Origin of the sequence: Prosthecobacter debontii (assembly GCF_900167535.1) — a bacterium.
In the GTDB taxonomy this organism is placed as follows: Bacteria; Verrucomicrobiota; Verrucomicrobiia; order Verrucomicrobiales; family Verrucomicrobiaceae; genus Prosthecobacter; species Prosthecobacter debontii.
Window position 1 is genome coordinate 221,095 of the sequence record NZ_FUYE01000009.1, and the last position, 19,375, is coordinate 240,469.

General features: G+C 55.5%; 11 protein-coding genes. 9 read left to right on the forward strand and 2 right to left on the reverse strand.

What is annotated here, in order from left to right:
• Positions 1 to 23: 23 nt before the first annotated feature.
• Complete coding sequence (locus B5D61_RS14980) at positions 24 to 5,093, reverse strand: ELWxxDGT repeat protein (RefSeq protein WP_078814214.1); 5,070 nt, start codon at positions 5,091 to 5,093, stop codon at positions 24 to 26.
• A gap of 177 nt (positions 5,094 to 5,270) precedes the next feature.
• On the opposite strand from B5D61_RS14980, the gene leuB reads away from it, so the two are divergent.
• The 3 genes from leuB (at position 5,271) to alr (ending at position 8,256) form a co-directional block, all read left to right on the forward strand.
• The gene (gene leuB / locus B5D61_RS14985) at positions 5,271 to 6,377 is read left to right on the forward strand and encodes a 3-isopropylmalate dehydrogenase (RefSeq protein WP_078814215.1); all 1,107 of its coding nucleotides are present in this window, start codon (positions 5,271 to 5,273) and stop codon (positions 6,375 to 6,377) included.
• A gap of 110 nt (positions 6,378 to 6,487) precedes the next feature.
• Complete coding sequence (locus tag B5D61_RS14990) at positions 6,488 to 7,102, forward strand: methyltransferase domain-containing protein (RefSeq protein ID WP_078814216.1); 615 nt, start codon at positions 6,488 to 6,490, stop codon at positions 7,100 to 7,102.
• Positions 7,102 to 8,256, forward strand: coding sequence for an alanine racemase (alr, locus tag B5D61_RS14995; RefSeq protein ID WP_078814217.1), 1,155 nt, complete (start codon positions 7,102 to 7,104; stop codon positions 8,254 to 8,256). Before B5D61_RS14990 ends, alr begins: the two co-directional genes overlap by 1 nt.
• Before the next feature lie 74 nt (positions 8,257 to 8,330).
• Here alr and B5D61_RS26660 read toward each other — a convergent pair whose 3' ends face one another.
• Positions 8,331 to 8,975, reverse strand: coding sequence for a type II secretion system protein (locus tag B5D61_RS26660; RefSeq protein WP_078814218.1), 645 nt, complete (start codon positions 8,973 to 8,975; stop codon positions 8,331 to 8,333).
• A gap of 310 nt (positions 8,976 to 9,285) precedes the next feature.
• On the opposite strand from B5D61_RS26660, the gene ppdK reads away from it, so the two are divergent.
• The 6 genes from ppdK (at position 9,286) to B5D61_RS15030 (ending at position 19,306) form a co-directional block, all read left to right on the forward strand.
• Positions 9,286 to 12,318 (forward strand): pyruvate, phosphate dikinase, encoded by a 3,033-nt coding sequence (ppdK, locus tag B5D61_RS15005; protein WP_078814219.1) that lies wholly within the window; start codon positions 9,286 to 9,288, stop codon positions 12,316 to 12,318.
• Between the two features lie 621 nt (positions 12,319 to 12,939).
• Positions 12,940 to 14,352 (forward strand): tubulin beta chain, encoded by a 1,413-nt coding sequence (locus tag B5D61_RS15010; RefSeq protein ID WP_078814220.1) that lies wholly within the window; start codon positions 12,940 to 12,942, stop codon positions 14,350 to 14,352.
• A 59-nt stretch (positions 14,353 to 14,411) separates the two neighbouring features.
• Entirely contained in the window at positions 14,412 to 15,692 is a 1,281-nt protein-coding gene (locus B5D61_RS15015) for a tubulin beta chain (protein ID WP_078814221.1), read from the forward strand.
• 34 nt (positions 15,693 to 15,726) lie between these two features.
• Positions 15,727 to 16,497, forward strand: a complete 771-nt coding sequence (locus B5D61_RS15020; protein ID WP_139373277.1) for a tetratricopeptide repeat protein — start codon at positions 15,727 to 15,729, stop codon at positions 16,495 to 16,497.
• Positions 16,494 to 16,733: a hypothetical protein gene (locus B5D61_RS15025; protein ID WP_078814223.1), complete on the forward strand. Its 240-nt coding sequence runs from the start codon at positions 16,494 to 16,496 to the stop codon at positions 16,731 to 16,733. The genes B5D61_RS15020 and B5D61_RS15025 overlap by 4 nt, the downstream gene beginning before the upstream one ends.
• Positions 16,734 to 16,831: 98 nt before the next feature.
• Entirely contained in the window at positions 16,832 to 19,306 is a 2,475-nt protein-coding gene (locus B5D61_RS15030; RefSeq protein WP_078814224.1) for a PQQ-dependent sugar dehydrogenase, read from the forward strand.
• The last annotated feature ends 69 nt before the right edge of the window (positions 19,307 to 19,375 follow it).

Consider the following 19,375-nt stretch of genomic DNA (forward strand, 5'->3'; position numbering starts at 1 on the left):
GATGGTCGTGAGCTTAACCGAGCTTAGGGAAGCTCGGCAGGTTTCAGTTCGACATGACCCGCGAAGATTGGGCTGGTCTTCAGCGTCTCACCCTCACCTGGTTCTTGAGGTAGAGTGAAGAAGCCGATGCCTTTCTCAACGCCGCCATCGGTGATCAACTGACCGAAGAAGGAGGACTTCCGCGCCGTAGCACCGGTGCCCAAGGCAAAGCTGCCGCTGAGGGCTCCTGTGCTGGCATTGACAGAGGCCAGTTTAGTTGCCGTGGTGGTGTCTGGATCTTGAGTGAGCTTGTTACCCGTGTTCAGCGCGATCGTCGCATCCGCCGAGTTATCGGTCAGGCCCCCAAAGGTGAAGCTTAGCTGCAAGTCGCCAGGCTCAGTTAGGCCAAGCACGAGCCCTGTTGGCTTGACATAGATTGCACCTCTTGCGTCCAGAGGCACTGGGCTATCTACTTCCATGCTAGGCATGCCAAAGCCTGCCACATAGGTGCGGGTCTTGGATTTGCTGTCAGCAGGTTTGACCCATTGGACTTGACCGGTGAGGGTGTTGTCGGTGGCTGCCTCTTCCCCATCGGTGTCCTGCGGATCAATGGTTAAGCTGCCAACGATGGAGCCAGGAAGCGGCTTATACATGGTCTGGTAGAAGACGACCTTGCCGCCGACACCAACGAAGCTTGCGCAGGTGATTTTGTCCCCATCGGCGGTGCGACCGGCGATCTTCAGAGCGCCCTTGGCACTCTTGAAGGTGCCGAAGCTCCAGCCTTGCGGGATGAGGTCTTCGTAATCGACGTGCTGCTGTTCAGGATCCCCCAGCTTGAGGCCGAAGTTGTAAGCGCCGTCGTAGGCGGCTGCCGTGACGAGGTCCAGTTTACGCCAACCTTCGATGAGAGCTTCTTCACCTCCTGCGCTCAGTTTGCTGACATTGGTTAAAAGACCTGTTTCTCTGTCAATTTCAATGACAAGCTTGATGACTGAAGGCAGGCCTGTTTTCGCCGAGGGCTTGAGGTCGAATTCCGCCGTGGGATTTCTATTTTCCGAGTCTCTGAAAACGTTGATGGCACCTTTGAAGGCCAGCTTGGTAATCCCGAGCATGACACTGCCGCTGACTGCACCCGTCTTCGTGATGGTGGCATCCAGGCGCCCGCCCAAGTTGCCATTCAGCACCGCATTGTGAGCAATCGTTCCTGCATAAATTCCCTCAACCCCAGAAGGGAATGGCTCAATATTAACGGATGGACTGACGACGTAGGAGCCTTCGCCCTCAGTGTTTTTGGCATAAAGCTCGACTGCATAGTCGCCGTCTTTGGTCGGACGACCCGTGATCTCGCCGGTTTTAGCATTCAGCTTGAGACCTGGTGGCAGGAACTTGGCTCGATAAGTCAAAGCCGCTTTGAAGGGATCTGGATCGATCTTGATCGTGTGTTCATAGATCCCTCCGACAACGCCGTCAGGCATATCTTGCGCCGACAGGACGATGGGGGTTTCTCCATAGACATTGAGCTGGGTGCTCGCGCCGCTTTGACTGCCTCCGGGGTTGGTCACTCGGCATGTGTAGAGGCCCGTGTCATCTGCGGTGAGTCCTTTGATGGTGAGGACTTTCGCGCGTGTGCCAACGAATTTAGTGCTTTCCGTTAACTCAGTGACACCATCTTTAATCCATTGGTAAGTCAACTGGTTGCCCGAGGCGTTGACTTTAAAGACGGCAGATTTACCCAAGCCTTGCACGGATACTAGAGCGGGTGAAAAATCTTCAACGACCCCGAGTTCTGCTGCATTGCTTAGGGCCGTGAGAAGCGGGCCTTTGACAAAGTAGCTGTAAGCGCCGCCATCTTTGATGGTCACGGAAGGGATCGTCAATGTTTCGCCCGTTTCGGTCTTGAGTGTGGAAGAGCCTTTTTTCCAGTTTGGAAGCAGTGGGAGAGTGCCCGTTGCTTCTGCCTCGAAGGTGGCTGGTTGACCGACTTTGACCATCAACGATTCGGGATGGTTGGTAATCGTCGGGTCCTTATCACCAGTGCCTGCCAACTGGAGGACAAAGGGATTTTCATCGGAGTCGTTGCTCAAAATCGAGAGCGTGGCACTCCTTGGGCCTCCTTCTTTGGGGGTGAACTTGAGGATCAGTTCGCTGGTCGCACCGCTCGAAAGCGTGGCGGGAATTTTCGAACCTAAGGTGAATTCGGCCGCGTTCACACCACTGATCAAAGGCTTGATCCCGGTCAAAGTATTCAAACCCGTATTGGTGATGGTGATGGTTAAGGTGGCGCTTACGACTGGTTTTTTATATTCAATCGAAACCGATCCAAGATCCAATGTGTCATTGATGGCCAAGACTGCATTTTCAATCTTACGGCGGACTTCAATGTCTGAGCCAATGAAGACCATTCGGAGTTCATCTCCTGTCTCGAGATCTGCTGCTGAAAACAGCATTTGATTTTTGAAGGCGGAAAAATTTGCCGGATTGGAAGAGGCCGAGGACGGGGCAATGTTACCGAGCATTGTTGTGCCGGCTGCAGTGCCATCGGAGATCCAGACTTCATTGCCGTTCACCCCGTCATCCGCCGAAAAGCACAGAATCCCATCCACATTGCGCATGTTGGAGATGTTTGAGCTCTCAATGCCTGGGCGGATGTTTTTGACCATGATGGTGTTTCCTGCGGCACCGCTGCTCACCCAGAGTTCGCGGCCATTTTTACCGTCGTCGGCAGTGAAAAAGAGTTTGCCCCCGACCTCGATGAGGTCTTCGGGATTTGAACTGCCTGATCCGGCGACGATATCTTTGACGATGGCTGCCGTCGCAGAGGTGCCACCTAGGCGCCACAGCTCTCGGCCCGTTGTGCCATTATTGGCGGAGAAATACACAAAGGAACCCACCACCGTAAGCTCCTGCGGATCGGACGATGAATTCGGGTTAATGTCGATAATCTGGGTTCCGGCAGACGTGCCATTGCTCTTCCACAGTTCCTTGCCTTTACTCGAGTTCCCGTTGAGGATGAGTGCGGAACTGCTGCCCGTGCCCAGAACGACCACCTCCGTGGGAGATGTCGGACCGTCAAGCCCGTTGGCAGTGGTGCGAATGGTTACCGACGGGTTACTAATCTCCCTCAAGCTCTGTGAGGCCACGAAGTAAACCTTGGATTGATAACCGACGAAATTGGTCGGTGAGGACGAGTTACCCCCAGCACCGATATTGGCAATCAAAGTGGCAATCCCGGTGGCTGGATCAGCGACCCACGGTTCTACCCCGATGCTGTCATCGCTTTCGTCAGTGCCTCTGGCGGCAAAATAGAGCAATCCGTTGATGCTGGCGAGGTGTTCGGGATTGCTCGCTCCCGTACTATGAATCTCGCTGTCATCGCTTTTCTTAACGAGCACTGTTCCGCCTTCAGTGCCGTCTGTGAGCCACAGCTCACGATTCGCACCCGTATCATCCGCAGTGAAGAATACTTTATCGTCAACGGGCGTGATGAGTTGAGGCTCTGAACTTTCACTCCCGGGCCGGATATCCTTGATCAAACTCGTGCCTTCTTCGCTTCCATCCGTTTTCCAGAGTTCTTCTCCCTGGACTCCGTCAGTCGCTGAGAAGTAGGCTTCTTCAGCATTCACGACCCGAAGCTCTTTGGGGGATGAACCTGCATTGCCTGTTTGGAAGGCCTTGACCCGATTTGTTGCATTCGCATTTTCGCCGTCCGTGACCCAAAGTTCGGTGACGTAAGCTTGGTCTGTTTCAACCGGAGTTTTTAAGAGGAAATAGAGCAAGCCTCCGATTTCAGTGAAGTGTGAAGCCGTGGCACCCACGTCAAATTGTTTGATCTGTTTGATACTGCCAGTGGGCGCTGGACAATTGTATAAAAAGAGGTTTCCCGCAGAATTAACGGCGGTGAAAACAAGCTTGCTGCCAAAGGGGGTGAGGTTGCTTGGATTCGAATCGGATTCCCCTGCCGCATTATTGATATCTGTGACGCGTGTGGCGTCGGTGGTCCGACCGGTGCTACGAAATAGTTCTATACCGGTGCCATCATTGGCGGTGAAAAAGAGAGTATTATCAACAACCGTGAGATCACCAGGATTTGAACCGATGCCGTTGCCTCCGCGAATGTCTTTGATCAATTCCGTCTTGCCCGCCAAGCCCGTAATCCCATCACTCCTCCAGAGTTCTCGCCCGTTCGTGCCGTCATTGGCCGAGAAATAGATGTAAGTTCCCGCCTGTGAGCCGGCCACGGTCATGACTGCTAGCGACTGAGGGGATGAACTGGCCGTGCCGGGAATGAGATCTTTGACAATCTGGGCTCCCGTGGCCGTGCCGTCGGTCACCCACAGCTCAGCCCCTTCGACGCCGACTGTATCGGCCACGAAATAAATCTTGCCGTTCATGCCCGTGAATTCCGGGTCGAGGTTAAGAAACGGGGTGTCACTGCCTGGCCGAATGTCTTGAAGAAGAGAAGCTCCGTTGACTCCGTCGGTTTTCCAAATCTCCCGTCCGCGGTTCCCGTCAGTTGCCGTAAAATACAGGGTGTTGCCGAACGCAAAAAAGTGGTTAACGGCTGATCCTAGGCCGTTCGCCTCGTTAATGTTTTGGACTTGGACGGTCCCCGCTGTCGTTCCGTTGGAGCGCCAGAGTTCACGGCCGAAGCCATTGCTAAACCCTTCGAAAAAGAGATTCCCATTGAACGAGGTCAATCGATCCGGGCCATTGTTCGTCGTGAACTCCATGAGCTTTGTCGTGCCACTGAACTGGCCATCGGTCACCCAGAGGCTCGGCTTGTTGCTTGGTTGCGTCGTGGTGAAGTAAACACGATTACCGACGGTGGTCAGGGATACAGGTGCCGAGCCATTTGAACCTGTCACAATATCACGAACTTGGGTCGTGCCTCCTTCTGTGCCATCACTGCGCCAGATCTCGGAGCCGCTTAAGGGATCATCAATGGCAATGATCAGGATTTCACCTGAACCAGGGTTCACCTTGACCATGGATTTAGCTGAATTGTTGGCGGCAGGAGGCTGCGTATTGATGTCGGCAACCTGCCCAAATCCTGGCTGTGAATGGAACAGAGCCAGAGCTGCGAAGGCCGACATGAATAAGTGGGTTTTTTTCATGGTTGTAAACACAGCGTATGGACACGCGGCTTCGAAGGCAATCCTAAAATGTCGGAAGCTCAGTGTATGTTAGGCCGATCGAGGGGCGGTTAGACGGTGGTTGGGGTAAATCACCGCTACCTCTCTCTGCCCTTGCCGGAGACACGATCCTCGTCCATAAACCCCGCCCCAATTATTATGAGTCGCACGTTTAAACTCGCAGTCCTCCCCGGTGACGGCATTGGCCCTGAAGTCATGGCTGAGGCTATTCATGTTCTCGATACCCTGTCTGCTAAGGCGGATTTTAAGTTCGAGTATAACCGCCAACTCGTCGGCGGTGCTGCCATCGACGCTGTGGGCAAGGCCTTGCCTGCGGAAACGGTCGCTGCCTGTGAAGCGAGCGACGCGATTTTGTTCGGCTCTGTCGGTGGTCCGAAGTGGGAAAAGCTGCCCCCCAATGAGCAGCCTGAGCGCGGTGCTCTTCTGCCTCTGCGTAAGCACTTCGGTCTTTTCGCCAATCTGCGCCCAGGGATTTGTTACCCTGCGCTGACCGCTTCCTCTCCCATTCGGCCTGATCTGGTGGAGGGTGGTTTCGACGTGCTTTGCGTACGCGAGTTGACGGGTGGTCTTTACTTCGGTCAGCCGAAGAGCCGCACCGAGTTGGCGGATGGTGACATCGAGGTCATCGACACGATGGTTTATAAGAAGAGCGAAATCGAGCGCATTGCTCACGTCGCCTTCAAGGCCGCTCAGCTTCGTCGTAAACAGGTGGTGTCTGTCGATAAGGCCAACGTTCTCACGAACAGTGTGCTGTGGCGGGAAACGATGGTGGAAATCGCCAAGCAGTATCCCGATGTCACACTCTCTCATCTGTATGTGGACAATGCGGCCATGCAGCTCATCAAGGCTCCTCGCAGCTTTGACGTGATGGTGACAGAAAACCTCTTTGGCGATATCCTCAGTGATGAGATGGCCATGATCTGCGGCAGCCTCGGCATGCTGGCCAGCGCCAGCTTGGGTAAGCCGAAAGGTGATGGTCTTTACTTCGGTCTCTTTGAGCCAAGCGGCGGCACCGCTCCCGACATCGCGGGACAAGGCATTGCGAATCCGATCGCTCAGATTCTTTCCGCAGCTCTTCTCCTGCGCTTCTCTCTGGGGATGGAGAAAGAAGCCGTCGCGATTGAAAATGCGGTGCGCAAAGTCATCGAAGACGGTCTGCGCACGGGTGATATCTACACCGGTGTCGAAGGCACCCGTAAAGTGGGCACTCGCGAAATCGGTGCGGCCATTGCAGCAGCTTTGTAATTCTTGCGGCCTCAAAACGCCTGACGCTTTAACGGGGGACCTGATCGGGTTCCCCGTTTTGGTTGGAGACGAACCTGAGTGAGGCGGTGGAATCACCTTGCGCGAGTTGCATGCCGCGTTTCCTCTGTGCGCATCATCGTATGACTGATTGGGAAAGTTGTTATGTCGAAGGACACACCCCCTGGGATAAAGGTATCCCATCGCCCCCCTTAACAGCCTGGGTGGGGAAATATCGACCTGAGGGAAAGGCACTCGTTCCAGGATGTGGCATCGGCCATGATGTGGTGATGCTGGCGCAGGCGGGGATGGATGCTCATGGGGTGGACATTGCGACGACCGCAGTGCAGCGCGCTCAGGCAACGCATCCTGATCATGCCGCACGTTTTCATTTGGGGGACCTCTTTGCGCTGCCACAGTGGCGGGCTTCATTCGACTATGTCTTCGAGCACACATGCTTGTGTGCACTGCCACCGTCGATGCGTCAGGATTATGTGCGTGCGGTGCATGCGCTGCTGAAGCCCGGTGGTTTGTTGGTGGGCGTATGGTTTATCAATCCGGACATGGAGCCTGGAGAAAGTGGCCCGCCCTTTGGGTTGCCTGTGCCTGAGCTGGATCAGCTTTTTTTCAGTTCTGAGTGGACGGTGATTGAGGATTATGTGCCTGAGTCGGCTTATGAGGGACGTGCAGGACGTGAACGTTTGCGTGTGTTACGGAAGCAATCGTGATGAGTCCTCCCGCGACGATCTTTGCTGACGAAGAAGCCGTTAGGCCCACGCATGTGGAGGTGGATCTCACGACGCTGGCGGAAAACCTCGCAGCGATCCGCACGCATGTGGCAGGAGCCAAGGTCATGACCATTTTAAAAGCCAATGCGTATGGACATGGCTTGGTGCCGGTGGCTCAGCACATGGTCCGATGTGGAGCAGACTATTTAGGCGTGGCCTTTTTGGAGGAGGGCATTCTTCTTCGGCGGGAAGGCATCACGACGCCCATTCTGGTGCTAGGCGGGATAGCCGGGGAGCAGATTCCACTCTTTCTTAAATACAACCTGACGCTGACAGCGCCATCCGTGGAAAAGCTGCGCCTCATTGATGAAGTGGCTTCCATGCTTGGGGAGCGTGCGCGTGTGCATCTGAAAGTGGATACCGGCATGGAGCGCATCGGCATCCACTATTACAATGCGGAGACGCTGCTGGAGGCGGCACTGAGTTGTCAGCACGTGGAGGTGGAAGGCATTTTTTCTCACTTTGCTAATGCCGACGCTGAGGATCTCGGTCACGCGCGTTTGCAGGTGGAGCGCTTTCAGGAAGTGCTGTCTTTTTATGAGCGGCGCAGCTTACCCACGCCGATGCGGCACATGGCCAACAGTGCAGGAATCCTGCAACTCCCCGAGAGTCATTTCGATCTCGTTCGCCCTGGCATCCTGTTGTATGGAGTTTACCCCAGCCAAGAATGCTTGCGCACCATCACGGTGAAACCGGCACTGACATGGAAAAGCCGAGTGGCTTATTTTAAAGTGGTCCAGGCCGGGCATCCGGTAAGCTACGGCTCGACTTGGCAGAGTGATCATCCGGTGCGCATGATCACCGTGCCTGTGGGTTACGGTGATGGATATTTTCGAGCGCTTTCCAGCAAGTCGGAAGTGATCGTGCGTGGTCAGCGTTACCCTGTCGTGGGGCGGGTCTGCATGGATCAACTCATGGTGAATCTGGAGCAAGGCACCGCATACAATGGCGATGAGGTTGTTTTGCTTGGTAGCTCAGGCGGGCAATGTATCTCCGCTGAGGAAATCGCCTCGTGGGCTGGCACCATCCCGTATGAAGTGCTGACCAATATCAACACACGGGTTCCGCGACTCTACCGCAGTGAAGATGCGTGATGAAAGGAAAATAAAAAACGCCGCCAAGATGAACTCAGGCGGCGTTTGAAAGGGGCTGAAGTTTTTAACAAGGCTCAGCGCCAGGAGACGATATCGTCTTTGGTGAACTCTTGGCGGTCTGGACCGAAGCTGTAGATGGCAGAGGTGCTGTTGAGATATTCGGGAGCATCGGTGGAGATGCGCTGATCGTTGTTGGATTTGTCAGGATTCTGAATGCGATTGTCGTAGTTGGTATCCAGCAGGACTTTGTAAGGTAGCCCCCAAGTATCCACGAGCTGCACAGGCGTTCCGTCATTGGCGCCGCCGCTCGGATCAATGATTCCAAACAGATTGTTTTTTGCCGAGGGGAGATCAATGAATTTGATGGCCTTAGGATTCATGTTTGTGGAGGCTCCGCTGGAATCGACATTCGCAGTCAGGATGTTGACCATCGGCTGAGATGTGCCGTCGGTCAGGAATGGTTCAATGTCTGAATCACCTCCACCCAGATCATCGGGGTTGATGGGGAACCGATTGTATTCCGTGCGATAGTGACCGATGGCGACCTGAAGATCTTTCAGGACGGTTTTGATCTTCAGATCTTGAGCACGCTTCATCACCAAGTTGGTGGCTGGAACCGCGAGAGAAACGAGGATGGCGATGATGACGATTACGACGAGCAACTCGATCAGAGTGAAGCCGCGGCGGAGGAGAGATAGACTAAGGGGGGGCGTTTTCATGGAATAAAAAGTTGGTGGTGGCGATCAACGGTTGGCGCTCGCGATCAGTCGCGAAAAGCCTCGGTGGATGTTTTTATGTTAAATCAAAAACGCGTTCGCCCGTCAATAAGTCATCCATCAAAGACGTGTGTTTGGGCGCTCAGACATGACACGTTTGGCGTTATGCTCGGATCAATTGCACGTCAGTCCGCGCGTCGCTCTCCAACTTTTCATTGTCAACTAATGCTTGCATCCTATAATCGCACGACAATTATCGGCGCTCAGTCAGTTTATCTAACCCCTAAAGACCCGATAAAGAACAACAACCTCTATGGCAAAAACAGCGAGTAAAGGCAGCAAGGCAATCAAATACGTTTATTCCTTTGGAGCAGGAAAAGCGGACGGAGACGGCTCCATGAAAGCTCTGCTTGGTGGCAAAGGCGCAAACCTCGCTGAAATGAGCCGCATCGGTTTGCCAGTGCCTCCTGGATTCACGATCACCACAGAGGTCTGCACTTATTATTACGCCAACAAGCGCAGCTACCCAACCGAACTGCAGAAGCAGATGGAAGCCGGTGTCGCCGCCATGGAAAAAATCATGGGCGCTAAGTTTGGTGATGCCAAAGGCATGCCACTCCTCGTTGCTGTGCGCTCCGGTGCACGTGACTCCATGCCTGGCATGATGGATACCATTCTGAACCTCGGTCTGAATGACCAGACGGTTCTCTCCTTGGCTTCCGTGACCAAGAACGAGCGTTTCGCTTGGGACTGCTACCGCCGCTTCATCCAGATGTATGGTGACGTGGTGCTCGGCGTGCAGAAGCGCGAAGGGGAAGATCACGAGCCTTTCGAAACCGTCATCGAAGCTTACAAACACGAAGTCTATCATAAAGACATCATCGACAGCGACCTGACTGCTAACGACCAGCAGGAGCTGGTGAAGCGCTTCAAGGCTCTCGTCAAGGAGCGCACCGGTAAAGTGTTCCCGAACGATCCATGGGATCAGCTTCGTGGTGCTGCAGGCGCTGTGTTCGGTTCCTGGATGAACGACCGCGCGATCGTGTATCGCCGTAAGTATGGCATCCCTGCTGAGTGGGGCACCGCCGTCAACGTGCAGGCCATGGTGTATGGTAACACAGGCGACGACTCCGGTTCCGGCGTGGCTTTCACCCGTAACCCAGCCAACGGTGTTAACGAATTCTACGGTGAGTTCCTCATCAACGCTCAAGGTGAAGACGTCGTTGCCGGCGTGCGCACTCCTGAGCCTGTGCTGAAACTCAAAGACGCGATGCCGAAGCCCTACGCTGAGCTTCTGAAAGTGCGCTCCATCCTGGAGAAGCATTTCAAAGACGTGCAGGACGTCGAGTTCACCATCCAGCAGGGTAAGCTGTTCATGCTTCAGACCCGTAACGGTAAGCGCACCGCCGCTGCCGCTCTGAAGTTCTCCATCGACATGGTGAAGGAAAAACTGATCGATTGGGAAACCGCCGTGCTGCGTAACCCAGCTGACCAGCTTGACCAGCTTCTGGCTCCGATCTTCGATCTGGCCGACGTGAAGAAAGCCAAAGCCATCGCCACCGGTCTGCCTGCGGGCCCTGGTGCTGCTTCCGGTAAAGTTTACCTGAACGCTGACCGCGCTGTGATCGCTGAGCAGAAGGGTGAAAAAGTCCTTCTCGTCCGTAACGAAACCAGCCCGGAAGATCTTCGCGGCATGATCGCTGCTGAAGGCATCCTCACCGCCAAAGGTGGTGTGTCTTCCCACGCCGCTCTCGTGGCTCGTCAGATGGGTAAGGTTTGTATCTGCGGCGCTTCCGCTCTGGAGATCGACTATGATAAGAAGACGGTCACCGTCGCTGGCCAAGTGTTCAAGGAAGGTGACTACCTCTCCATCGACGGCACCAGCGGCACGGTTTACGCCGGCCAGCTCAAGACTGCCGATTCCGAAATCATCACCGGCACCATCGGTGGCGACAAGGCCGCTCAGGAAACCGAGAAGTTCAAGAGCTTCAACCAGCTCATGAAGTGGTGCTCTCAGGCCACTCGCCTGCAGGTGCGCACCAACGCTGACAACCCCGAGCAGACTCAGAACGCCATCGCTTTCGGCGCTCAAGGCATCGGTCTGACCCGCACGGAGCACATGTTCTTCGAAGGTGATCGTATCGACGCCGTTCGTGAGATGATCTTGGCTGAAACCGAAGCTGCACGTCGTGCCGCTCTCGCGAAGATCCTTCCTTATCAGCGTGAAGACTTCATCGGCATCTTTGAAGCCCTCAAAGGCCTGCCTGCCACCATCCGTCTGCTTGACCCACCTCTTCATGAGTTCGTTCCTCATGACGACAAGTCCCAGGCTGACCTGGCCAAGAAGCTGGGCATCACCACGGAAAAGGTGACCGCTCGCGTCAACGCTCTTCATGAGTTCAACCCGATGCTCGGCCACCGTGGCTGCCGTCTGGGGATCGCCTACCCTGAAATCACTGAGACCCAGGCCCGCGCTATCTTTGAAGCCGCTGCTGAAGTCCAGAAGAAGGGCATCAAGGTGAAACCTGAAGTCATGATCCCTCTCGTCGGCTTCAAGAAAGAGCTCGACCTCCAGGTCGCGATCGTTCATCAGGTCGCCGCGCAGGTACAGGCGGAGAAGAAGGTGAAGCTGAGCTACAGCGTCGGAACGATGATCGAAGTGCCACGTGGCGCTCTGACCGCCGATGAAGTCGCCCAGACCGCTGAATTCTTCAGCTTCGGCACCAATGACCTCACTCAGACCGCTCTCGGCATCAGCCGTGACGACATGGGCAATTTCTTGCTCCCATACACTGAGAATGAGATCTTCAAAAAGAACCCCTTTGCTAGCCTCGACCAAACCGGCGTCGGCCAGCTCGTCAAGATCGCCATTGAGAAAGGCCGCTCCACACGTCCTGACATCAAGCTCGGCATCTGCGGTGAGCACGGCGGTGACCCGGACAGTGTGAAGTTCTTCCACTCCGTTGGTCTCAGCTACGTCAGTTGCAGTCCTTTCCGTGTTCCCGTCGCCCGCCTTGCTGCTGCACAGGCTGCGATCGAGGAAAAGCGCGCCGCCGCTAAGGCCGGTGCTGCTGAAAAGAATGTCCGTGGAAGCAGCAAGTCTGCTCCTGCGGCAAAACAAACAAAGCAACCAACAACAACAACGAGGAACAACAATATGGCTAAGAAAGCTGCAAAGAAGGCACCGGCCAAGAAAGCCGCCCCTGCGAAGAAAGCTGCTCCTGCAAAGAAGGCAGCTCCTGCGAAGAAGGCTCCTGCTAAAAAGGCCGCTCCTGCGAAGAAAGCCGCTCCTGCTAAGAAGGCCCCTGCAAAGAAGGCCGCTAAAAAGGTAGCTAAGAAGAAGTAATTGGAAGAGTCTCCCTGAGACTCCTCACCACGGCGAAGTGATTCGCTTTCAAAAGCCCTGCGAGGAAATACCTCGCAGGGCTTTTTGTTGTTTTGATTCTGGGGCTCGGTCGATGGAGGAAAGCTGCGAGATCTAACCCAGCGTCACGTGGCGCAGCGAATCCCAACCGGAATAGGTAGAAACCGCCTCCAGGCTCTCTGCTGATGAGCTGTAGGAATGCCCGCTCACGATCAGAGTTTGGAGACCCGGCTCAAGGCGGGAAGGGGGGAGCGCTTTGAAAGGTCAGCGATTCCGGTGGAAGTTGGGGATCCGACCCGACGGAGCCTATCGCGGAGCGCCGTCGATCTCTGGAAGGAGCTTAACCCAAGGCAAGCCATGCCGTAATTTTGCGAGCGCTTTCCATTATTTTGTTTGGAAAGCTCAATGAATACCGATAATCTCTAGCTTATCGTAGAGCTTCAACGAGGGATAGAGTGACTCAGCACCGAGTTTTCGTGCAGCTTGGGATCATTCTTGCTAACAGCCATCTCAGCCATATTTGCCCCAACCTCTCGTTTCCGAGAACATTTCTTGCAAATATTCTCATTTATAATAGAAACCGTTGAAATTTAAAGCCGCTTAATGAAGGTTAATAACACCATTGTCGTCTCCATCGGCCAAGCTGGTAATCAGATTGCCGCTTCGTTTTGGAAAACCATCTGTCAGGAACACGGGATCGATCCCCTCACGGGTCAGACCGCAGGAGGAGCGACGCCACGTGGAAATTGGAGTGCTTTCTTTTCGAGCCTTGGCGACTCTGGAGGCGGTAGCTTCGTGCCAAGAGCGGTGATGGTGGATTTGGAGCCCAGCGTCATCAATCAAGTGAAGTCCACCAGTGGGTCTTTGTTTAACCCGGCGAATTTGATCTCGCGCACGGAAGGTGCGGGGGGAAACTTCGCCGTGGGGTATCTCGGAGCCGGCCGTGAGGTGCTGCCTGAGGTCATGAGCCGCTTGGACTTCGAGATCGATAAGTGTGACAATGTCGGCGGCATCATTGTGCTGCATGCCATCGGCGGCGGTTCCGGCTCAGGGTTGGGCTGCTTGCTCATCGAGTCTTTGAAGGAAAAGTATCCTGAATATCCGGTGTTGAGCTGCGCGGTATTGCCCTCGCCGCAGGTCTCCTCCGTGGTGACGGAGCCCTACAATACGGTCTTTGCCCTCAACACGCTGCGCCGTGCTGCCGATGCGTGTTTGATCTTTGATAACGAGGCCCTGTTTGATTTGGCCCACCGTAAGTGGAACATCGAAAGCCCGACGGTGGATGACCTGAACCTGCTCATTACCGAGGCCTTGGCGGGCATCACGGCGTCCATGCGTTTCAGCGGTTTCTTGACGGTGGAAATCAGTCTGCGTGAGCTGCTCACCAATCTGGTGCCGCAGCCCTCTCTGCACTTCCTGATGTGCGCCTTCGCCCCGCTGACGGCTCCTGACCGGAGCAAGTTCGAGGAGATGGGCATCGAGGATATGATCAGATCTCTCTTCGATAACGACTCGGTTTACGCCGCATGTTCACCCATGGAAGGCCGTTTCCTTAGCACCGCGGTTCTGTATCGCGGCATCATGGAGGATAAGCCGCTGGCAGATGCTGCGCTCGCGGCGATGCGTGAGAAGCTGCCGCTGACTTACTGGATCCCGACCGCTTTCAAAATTGGTTATGTGGAGCAGTCCGGTATTTCTCACCGGAAGAGCATGGTGCTGCTGGCGAACAACACGGAGATTGCCCGCGTGCTGGATCGGATCTGCCACAACTTTGACAAGCTCTGGCAGCGCAAAGCCTTTGCCAATTGGTATCTGAACGAGGGCATGTCCGAAGAGCAGATCAATGGCCTTCGAGCCTCGGCTCAGGAGTTGATCCAGAGCTACCAAGTGGCGGAAGAAAGCGGGGCCAAAGCGAAGATCCAAGACGTGTCTGGGGAGACGGTTTCCCGTTCCAGTTCCATGGATGACCCACGCAGCACCATGAGCTTGCGCGATCTGGTAGAGCGCCGTCGCTGATCTGTATCGCCAATCATCAGCATCAATAGATTTCAAAGAACCATCCCGGAGGAAACATAGTGAGAGAGATTTTGAGCATTCACGTCGGTCAGTGTGGCAACCAAATCGCCGATCGGTTTTGGCGTTTGGCTTTGCGTGAGCATGGCTTGACGGAGGCGGGAACGCCTAAAGATGGCGCCGCCGTCGCAGCTAATACCAACATGGAAGTCTTCTTCCACAAGGTGCGTGATGGGAAGTATGTGCCCCGCGCCGTTTTGGTGGACCTTGAGCCTGGAGTCATCGCCCGAATCGAGGGCGGGGACATGTCCCAGCTCTTCGATGAAAGCAGCATCGTCCGGAAGATCCCAGGGGCCGCGAACAATTGGGCTCGCGGTTACAATGTGGAAGGTGAGCGCGTGATCGATCAGATCATGAACGTGATCGATAGTGCCGTGGAGAAGACCAAAGGATTGCAAGGCTTCCTGATGACGCATTCCATCGGTGGCGGTTCGGGCTCGGGATTGGGCTCGCTCATTCTAGAGCGTCTTCGTCAGGCTTATCCGAAGAAGCGCATCTTCACCTTTTCGGTGGCCCCCTCGCCCCTCATCTCCGATTCAGCCGTCGAGCCTTACAACGCCATCCTGACGCTTCAGCGCATCTTGGATCATGCGGATGGCGCGGTCATTTTGGATAACGAGGCGCTCTTCCGCATCGCGAAAGCCAAGCTGAATCGCAGCCCGAATTACATGGACTTGAATCACATCATCGCGCTGATCGTCAGCTCGGTGACGGCTTCACTCCGCTTCCCTGGTAAGCTGAATACGGATCTCAGTGAGTTCGTGACCAACCTCGTGCCCTTCCCTGGCAACCACTTCCTGACCGCCAGCTTCGCTCCCATGCGTGGCCCCGGGCAGGAGGGGCAACTCCGCCCGAATTTCCCTGAATTAGCTCGTGAGACCTTTGCCCAAGACAACTTCACTGCGGCCATCGATTGGCAGCAGGGGGTTTACCTCGCCGCCAGCGCCCTCTTCCGTGGGGATGTGAAGGCGAAGGAAGTGGATGAAAACATGGCCAGCATCCGCAAGTCTTTGAACTACGCCAGCTACATGCCCGCCTCTGGCGGTCTGAAACTTGGTTATGCCGAGACAGCCCCGGAAGGCTTTGCCTCCAGTGGTCTCGCTTTGGTCAATCACACCGGGATTGCCGCTGTCTTTGAGCGTTTGATCTCTCAGTTTGACATCATGTTCGACAATCATGCCTACACCCATTGGTATGAGAATGCAGGGGTGTCTCGCGAGATGATGGCTCAAGCCCGCAATCAGATCGCCCAACTTGCTCAATCTTATCGCGATGCCAGTTAGTAGAAAACTTGGCCTCGTGTAGCCCTTTAAAGCCGTGGACTCCCCTCTCGATCGTCAGCTCGCTGCCGCCTCTCGCAGTGTCGAAGAGGCGCGGAGAATGGCTTATCACGACGATTCGAAGATCGGGTATCTGGTGGAGCAGATCAGCGTGCTGGCAGATCTGCGGCAGAAAGAGGGAGACTTCCGCAAGGCCGAGTCGCTGTATCGTGAGGCGCTATTCAGCGCTCAGGAGCAGCGTAAGCCGGACCCGGAGTTGCTGACGGGCATCCATTCCTTGCTGGCGCATCTGTATGATCGCTGGGGCCGGATGGATCTCGCCTCGCAGTTTTATGAGAAAGCCCTGAAGATCGCCGAGCGAGGCGGCATCGCCCAGAGTGATAAGGTGGCGATCATCAAAAACAATCTGGCGATGATCTTCAAGCAGCTCCGTGACTACACCCGTGCGGAGCAGCACTACCAAGAGGCGCTGGAAATCTTCCGCAAAACGGATGGTGAATACAGCGCTCGGGTGGCTAGCGTTTTTAACAATCTCGGGGTGCTATATTACAGCAACCTGGAGGTCGAGCAGGCGCAGGAGATGCATGAGCATGCGTTGACGATTCGGCAGAGCCTTTCGAATGATCAGGCGGACTCGGGGGATCTCTCACAGACCTACATCAATCTCGGCGCTGTTTATAAAGCGGCGGGAGATTTTCAGAAAGCTGAGGCCTGTGTGGATCGTGCTAAGAAGCTGCGGGCCAGCATGAATGGCTACCACCCGCAGCCGCGCCGTGCGGCGTCTTTGCTTGTCGATAAATCCCTGTGAATCCTGAGTTTTCCCATCTCCACCAGTTGCTGCGCCAGCGGCTGGACCTCATTGCTGACCACGCTTTTCGTGATCGTGATCCCTCGGCCCATCTGGCTGAGCTTCAGCGGCTGTCGGAGGCTCTCGCGGCGGAGCATCAGCGTCTCAAGCCCAAGCTCCCGCCACGACTGAATCATTATCTGGTGCAATCGAGCCTGGTGAAGGCCCTGGATTTCCTCGAAGGGCGGGCCGAGTGACCTGAGCAGCGAGGCTTTAAGGCCGGAAGTTCACGGAGTTTTACTTGCTGCTGCCGGGGCTTTCTGGTGCAATACCTTGTCCCCCAAAGCTCTGGCTCATGAATCTTTTGCGCTGCCTCGCCTTCAGTCTCTTTTTACCCATGGGGTTATGGGGGGCGTTTCCCTCGCTGTATCTGAAGAACATCTGTGATGGCCAGATCCACGCCCCCACCAACATCACCCACGCCGGGGATGGCAGCGGGCGGCTTTTCATCTGTGATCAGATCGGCAAGATCTACATCTTCAGCCAGGGGATGCTCCAGCCCAAGCTGTTCCTCGATCTCTCCGCGAGCGGATTGAACCGTGTGTTTGTCGGCACCAACCTGAACAGCTATTCGGAGCGTGGTTTGTTAGGCATGACCTTTCATCCCGATTATGAGCATCCCTTCGCACCGGGGTATCGGCGGTTTTATGTGAACTACACCGCTCCTGCGAGCACTGCGACGGATCATTCTTCGGACCCGCAGAACTGTGTCACCGTGATTGCGGAGTTCCGCGTGTCTGAGGACGATCCCAATCTCGCCGATGTCACCACCGAGCGCCTCGTGCTGAGTTACGGCCAGCCGCAGCCCAATCACAATGGCGGCCAGCTCGCCTTCGGGCCAGATAAGATGCTCTACATCGGCAGCGGGGATGGCGGCAGCGCCAATGACAATGCTGAGGGGCATACGGGCGGCAGTGGCACTTCCAGTCCTGGTCGGGTGACGGGAACCCTCGGCAACGCCCAAGACAAGACCAAGCTGCTGGGCAAGATCCTGCGCATCGACCCGCTCGGCACCAACGGCCCAGGCGGCGCATATGGCATCCCAACGGATAACCCGTTCGCCAATTCGGTGGGCATGGAGCGAAAGGAGATTTATGCCTGGGGGCTGCGCAACCCTTGGCGCCTCTCGTTCGATACGCCTGAAGAGGGACCTGCCCGATTGTTCTGCGCGGATGTGGGGCAAAATGATGTGGAAGAGGTGGATCTCATCACCTCCGGTGGAAACTATGGCTGGCGCGTGAAGGAGGGGAGCTTGGACTTTGACAACACCACGCCCTATGGCGGTGGCAGCCTCATTGGCCCGATTGCCGAATATGCGCATCCGAGTGCGAGCTTGGAGGGCACGGATTCGATGCCGAAATACGGCACCTCCATCACCGGAGGGTATGTCTATCGTGGCACTGCGATTCCTGGTTTGCAGGGGAAGTATCTCTTCGGAGACTATGCCGAGAATGGCATCGGTAACGGTGGCGGAGTGCTTTTGGGATTGGAGGAAACCACCCCGGGGGTGTTTGCTCTGAGTGAAGTCACGCCATTCAATAGCTTACCCGCTTCCGCTCGCATCTACGCCTTTGGCGAGGATGAAGCGGGAGAGCTTTACATCGCCGTGAAAACGACCTCAGGCGTCACCTCATTGAGCGGCGGTCGGCCAGCCGGTATCCTTTATAAAGTGCAGCCTGTCGCTGAAACCCCGATCCAACTGACAGCGGTGGCGGACAATACCCTGTATGAGCCGAACGGATCGGTCACGAGCAATGCCAAGGGCATCTATCTTTTTGCCGGAAAGACCGGGGAAAGCGCCAATTACAAGGTCCGGCGTGCGGTTATGAAGTTCGATGTCAGTGGTCTGCCTTCGGATGTGACCTTCACCTCAGCGGCGTTACGTCTGCATCTGAATATGCAAGTGGGGCAGGACTTCACGATGAATTTGCATCGACTGTCTGAAAGTTGGGGGGAAGGCACCTCCAATGCAGGCTCACCAGGAGGTAATGGGATTACGGCAACCACCGGAGACGCCACCTGGAACCATCGTTTTTACAACACCACCGCCTGGACGAATCCAGGGGGAGACTATGAGGCGCAGGCCTCGGCCAGTTACGTGATTGGTTCGTCCCTTTCAGATCCCTATCCCACTTGGCAGAGTGCTAAATTGCTTGAAGACGTTTTGGATTGGAAAGCCACTCCGAGCAGCAATCAGGGCTGGATCTTGATCGGGGATGAGAACCAAACTTTCACGGCCCAGCGTTTCTCCAGCCGAGAAAACACCACCGCAGGCAATCGCCCGACGCTCATCGTCAACTATGCCTCGGCCCCCAGCCCAACCCATTATGAAGCCTGGTTGGCAGAACATTTCCCGGAAGAGCCCGTCGGTTTCTATCTGGATCCCTATGGCGACTTGGATAACGACGGTATTTTCAATCTCCATGAATACGCCTTTGGCCGCAGTCCCTGGGTGAAGGATGAAGAACCGGGACTCACCACCAGCACTCAGCCCGGTTCCGCAGGCAGCACGCTGCACATTTTAAGATTCTGGCGAGACAGCGCGGCGACCGATCTCAGTTATCAGCTCCAGACCAGTGCCGACCTCGTGACTTGGAAAACCATCGCTACCAGCCTCGCTGGCACCACCGCCATTGGGAGCAACGGCGGGGTGGTGCTTTCAGATACTCCAGGCACAGGCACCCTGCGCCTCGTCACCGTGCGGGAGACGCTGGCTGCCGGGGCCAACTCTCGGCGCTTTGTCCGGCTGCATGTGACTCGGTCGTATTGAGGTGAGCAAAGGGGGGGACGGTTAAATTGGTAGTGATCTCGATTCTGCTTGGAAAGCTTGGGCGTGTCT

Coding starts and splice junctions, on each gene's coding strand:
- B5D61_RS15030 (WP_078814224.1), top strand. CDS start 16,832: ATGAATCTTTTGCGCTGCCTCGCCTTCAGTCTCTTTTTACCCATGGGG.
- alr (WP_078814217.1), top strand. CDS start 7,102: ATGAGTCCTCCCGCGACGATCTTTGCTGACGAAGAAGCCGTTAGGCCC.
- ppdK (WP_078814219.1), top strand. CDS start 9,286: ATGGCAAAAACAGCGAGTAAAGGCAGCAAGGCAATCAAATACGTTTAT.
- leuB (WP_078814215.1), top strand. CDS start 5,271: ATGAGTCGCACGTTTAAACTCGCAGTCCTCCCCGGTGACGGCATTGGC.
- B5D61_RS14990 (WP_078814216.1), top strand. CDS start 6,488: ATGCCGCGTTTCCTCTGTGCGCATCATCGTATGACTGATTGGGAAAGT.
- B5D61_RS15010 (WP_078814220.1), top strand. CDS start 12,940: ATGAAGGTTAATAACACCATTGTCGTCTCCATCGGCCAAGCTGGTAAT.
- B5D61_RS26660 (WP_078814218.1), bottom strand. CDS start 8,975: ATGAAAACGCCCCCCCTTAGTCTATCTCTCCTCCGCCGCGGCTTCACT.
- B5D61_RS14980 (WP_078814214.1), bottom strand. CDS start 5,093: ATGAAAAAAACCCACTTATTCATGTCGGCCTTCGCAGCTCTGGCTCTG.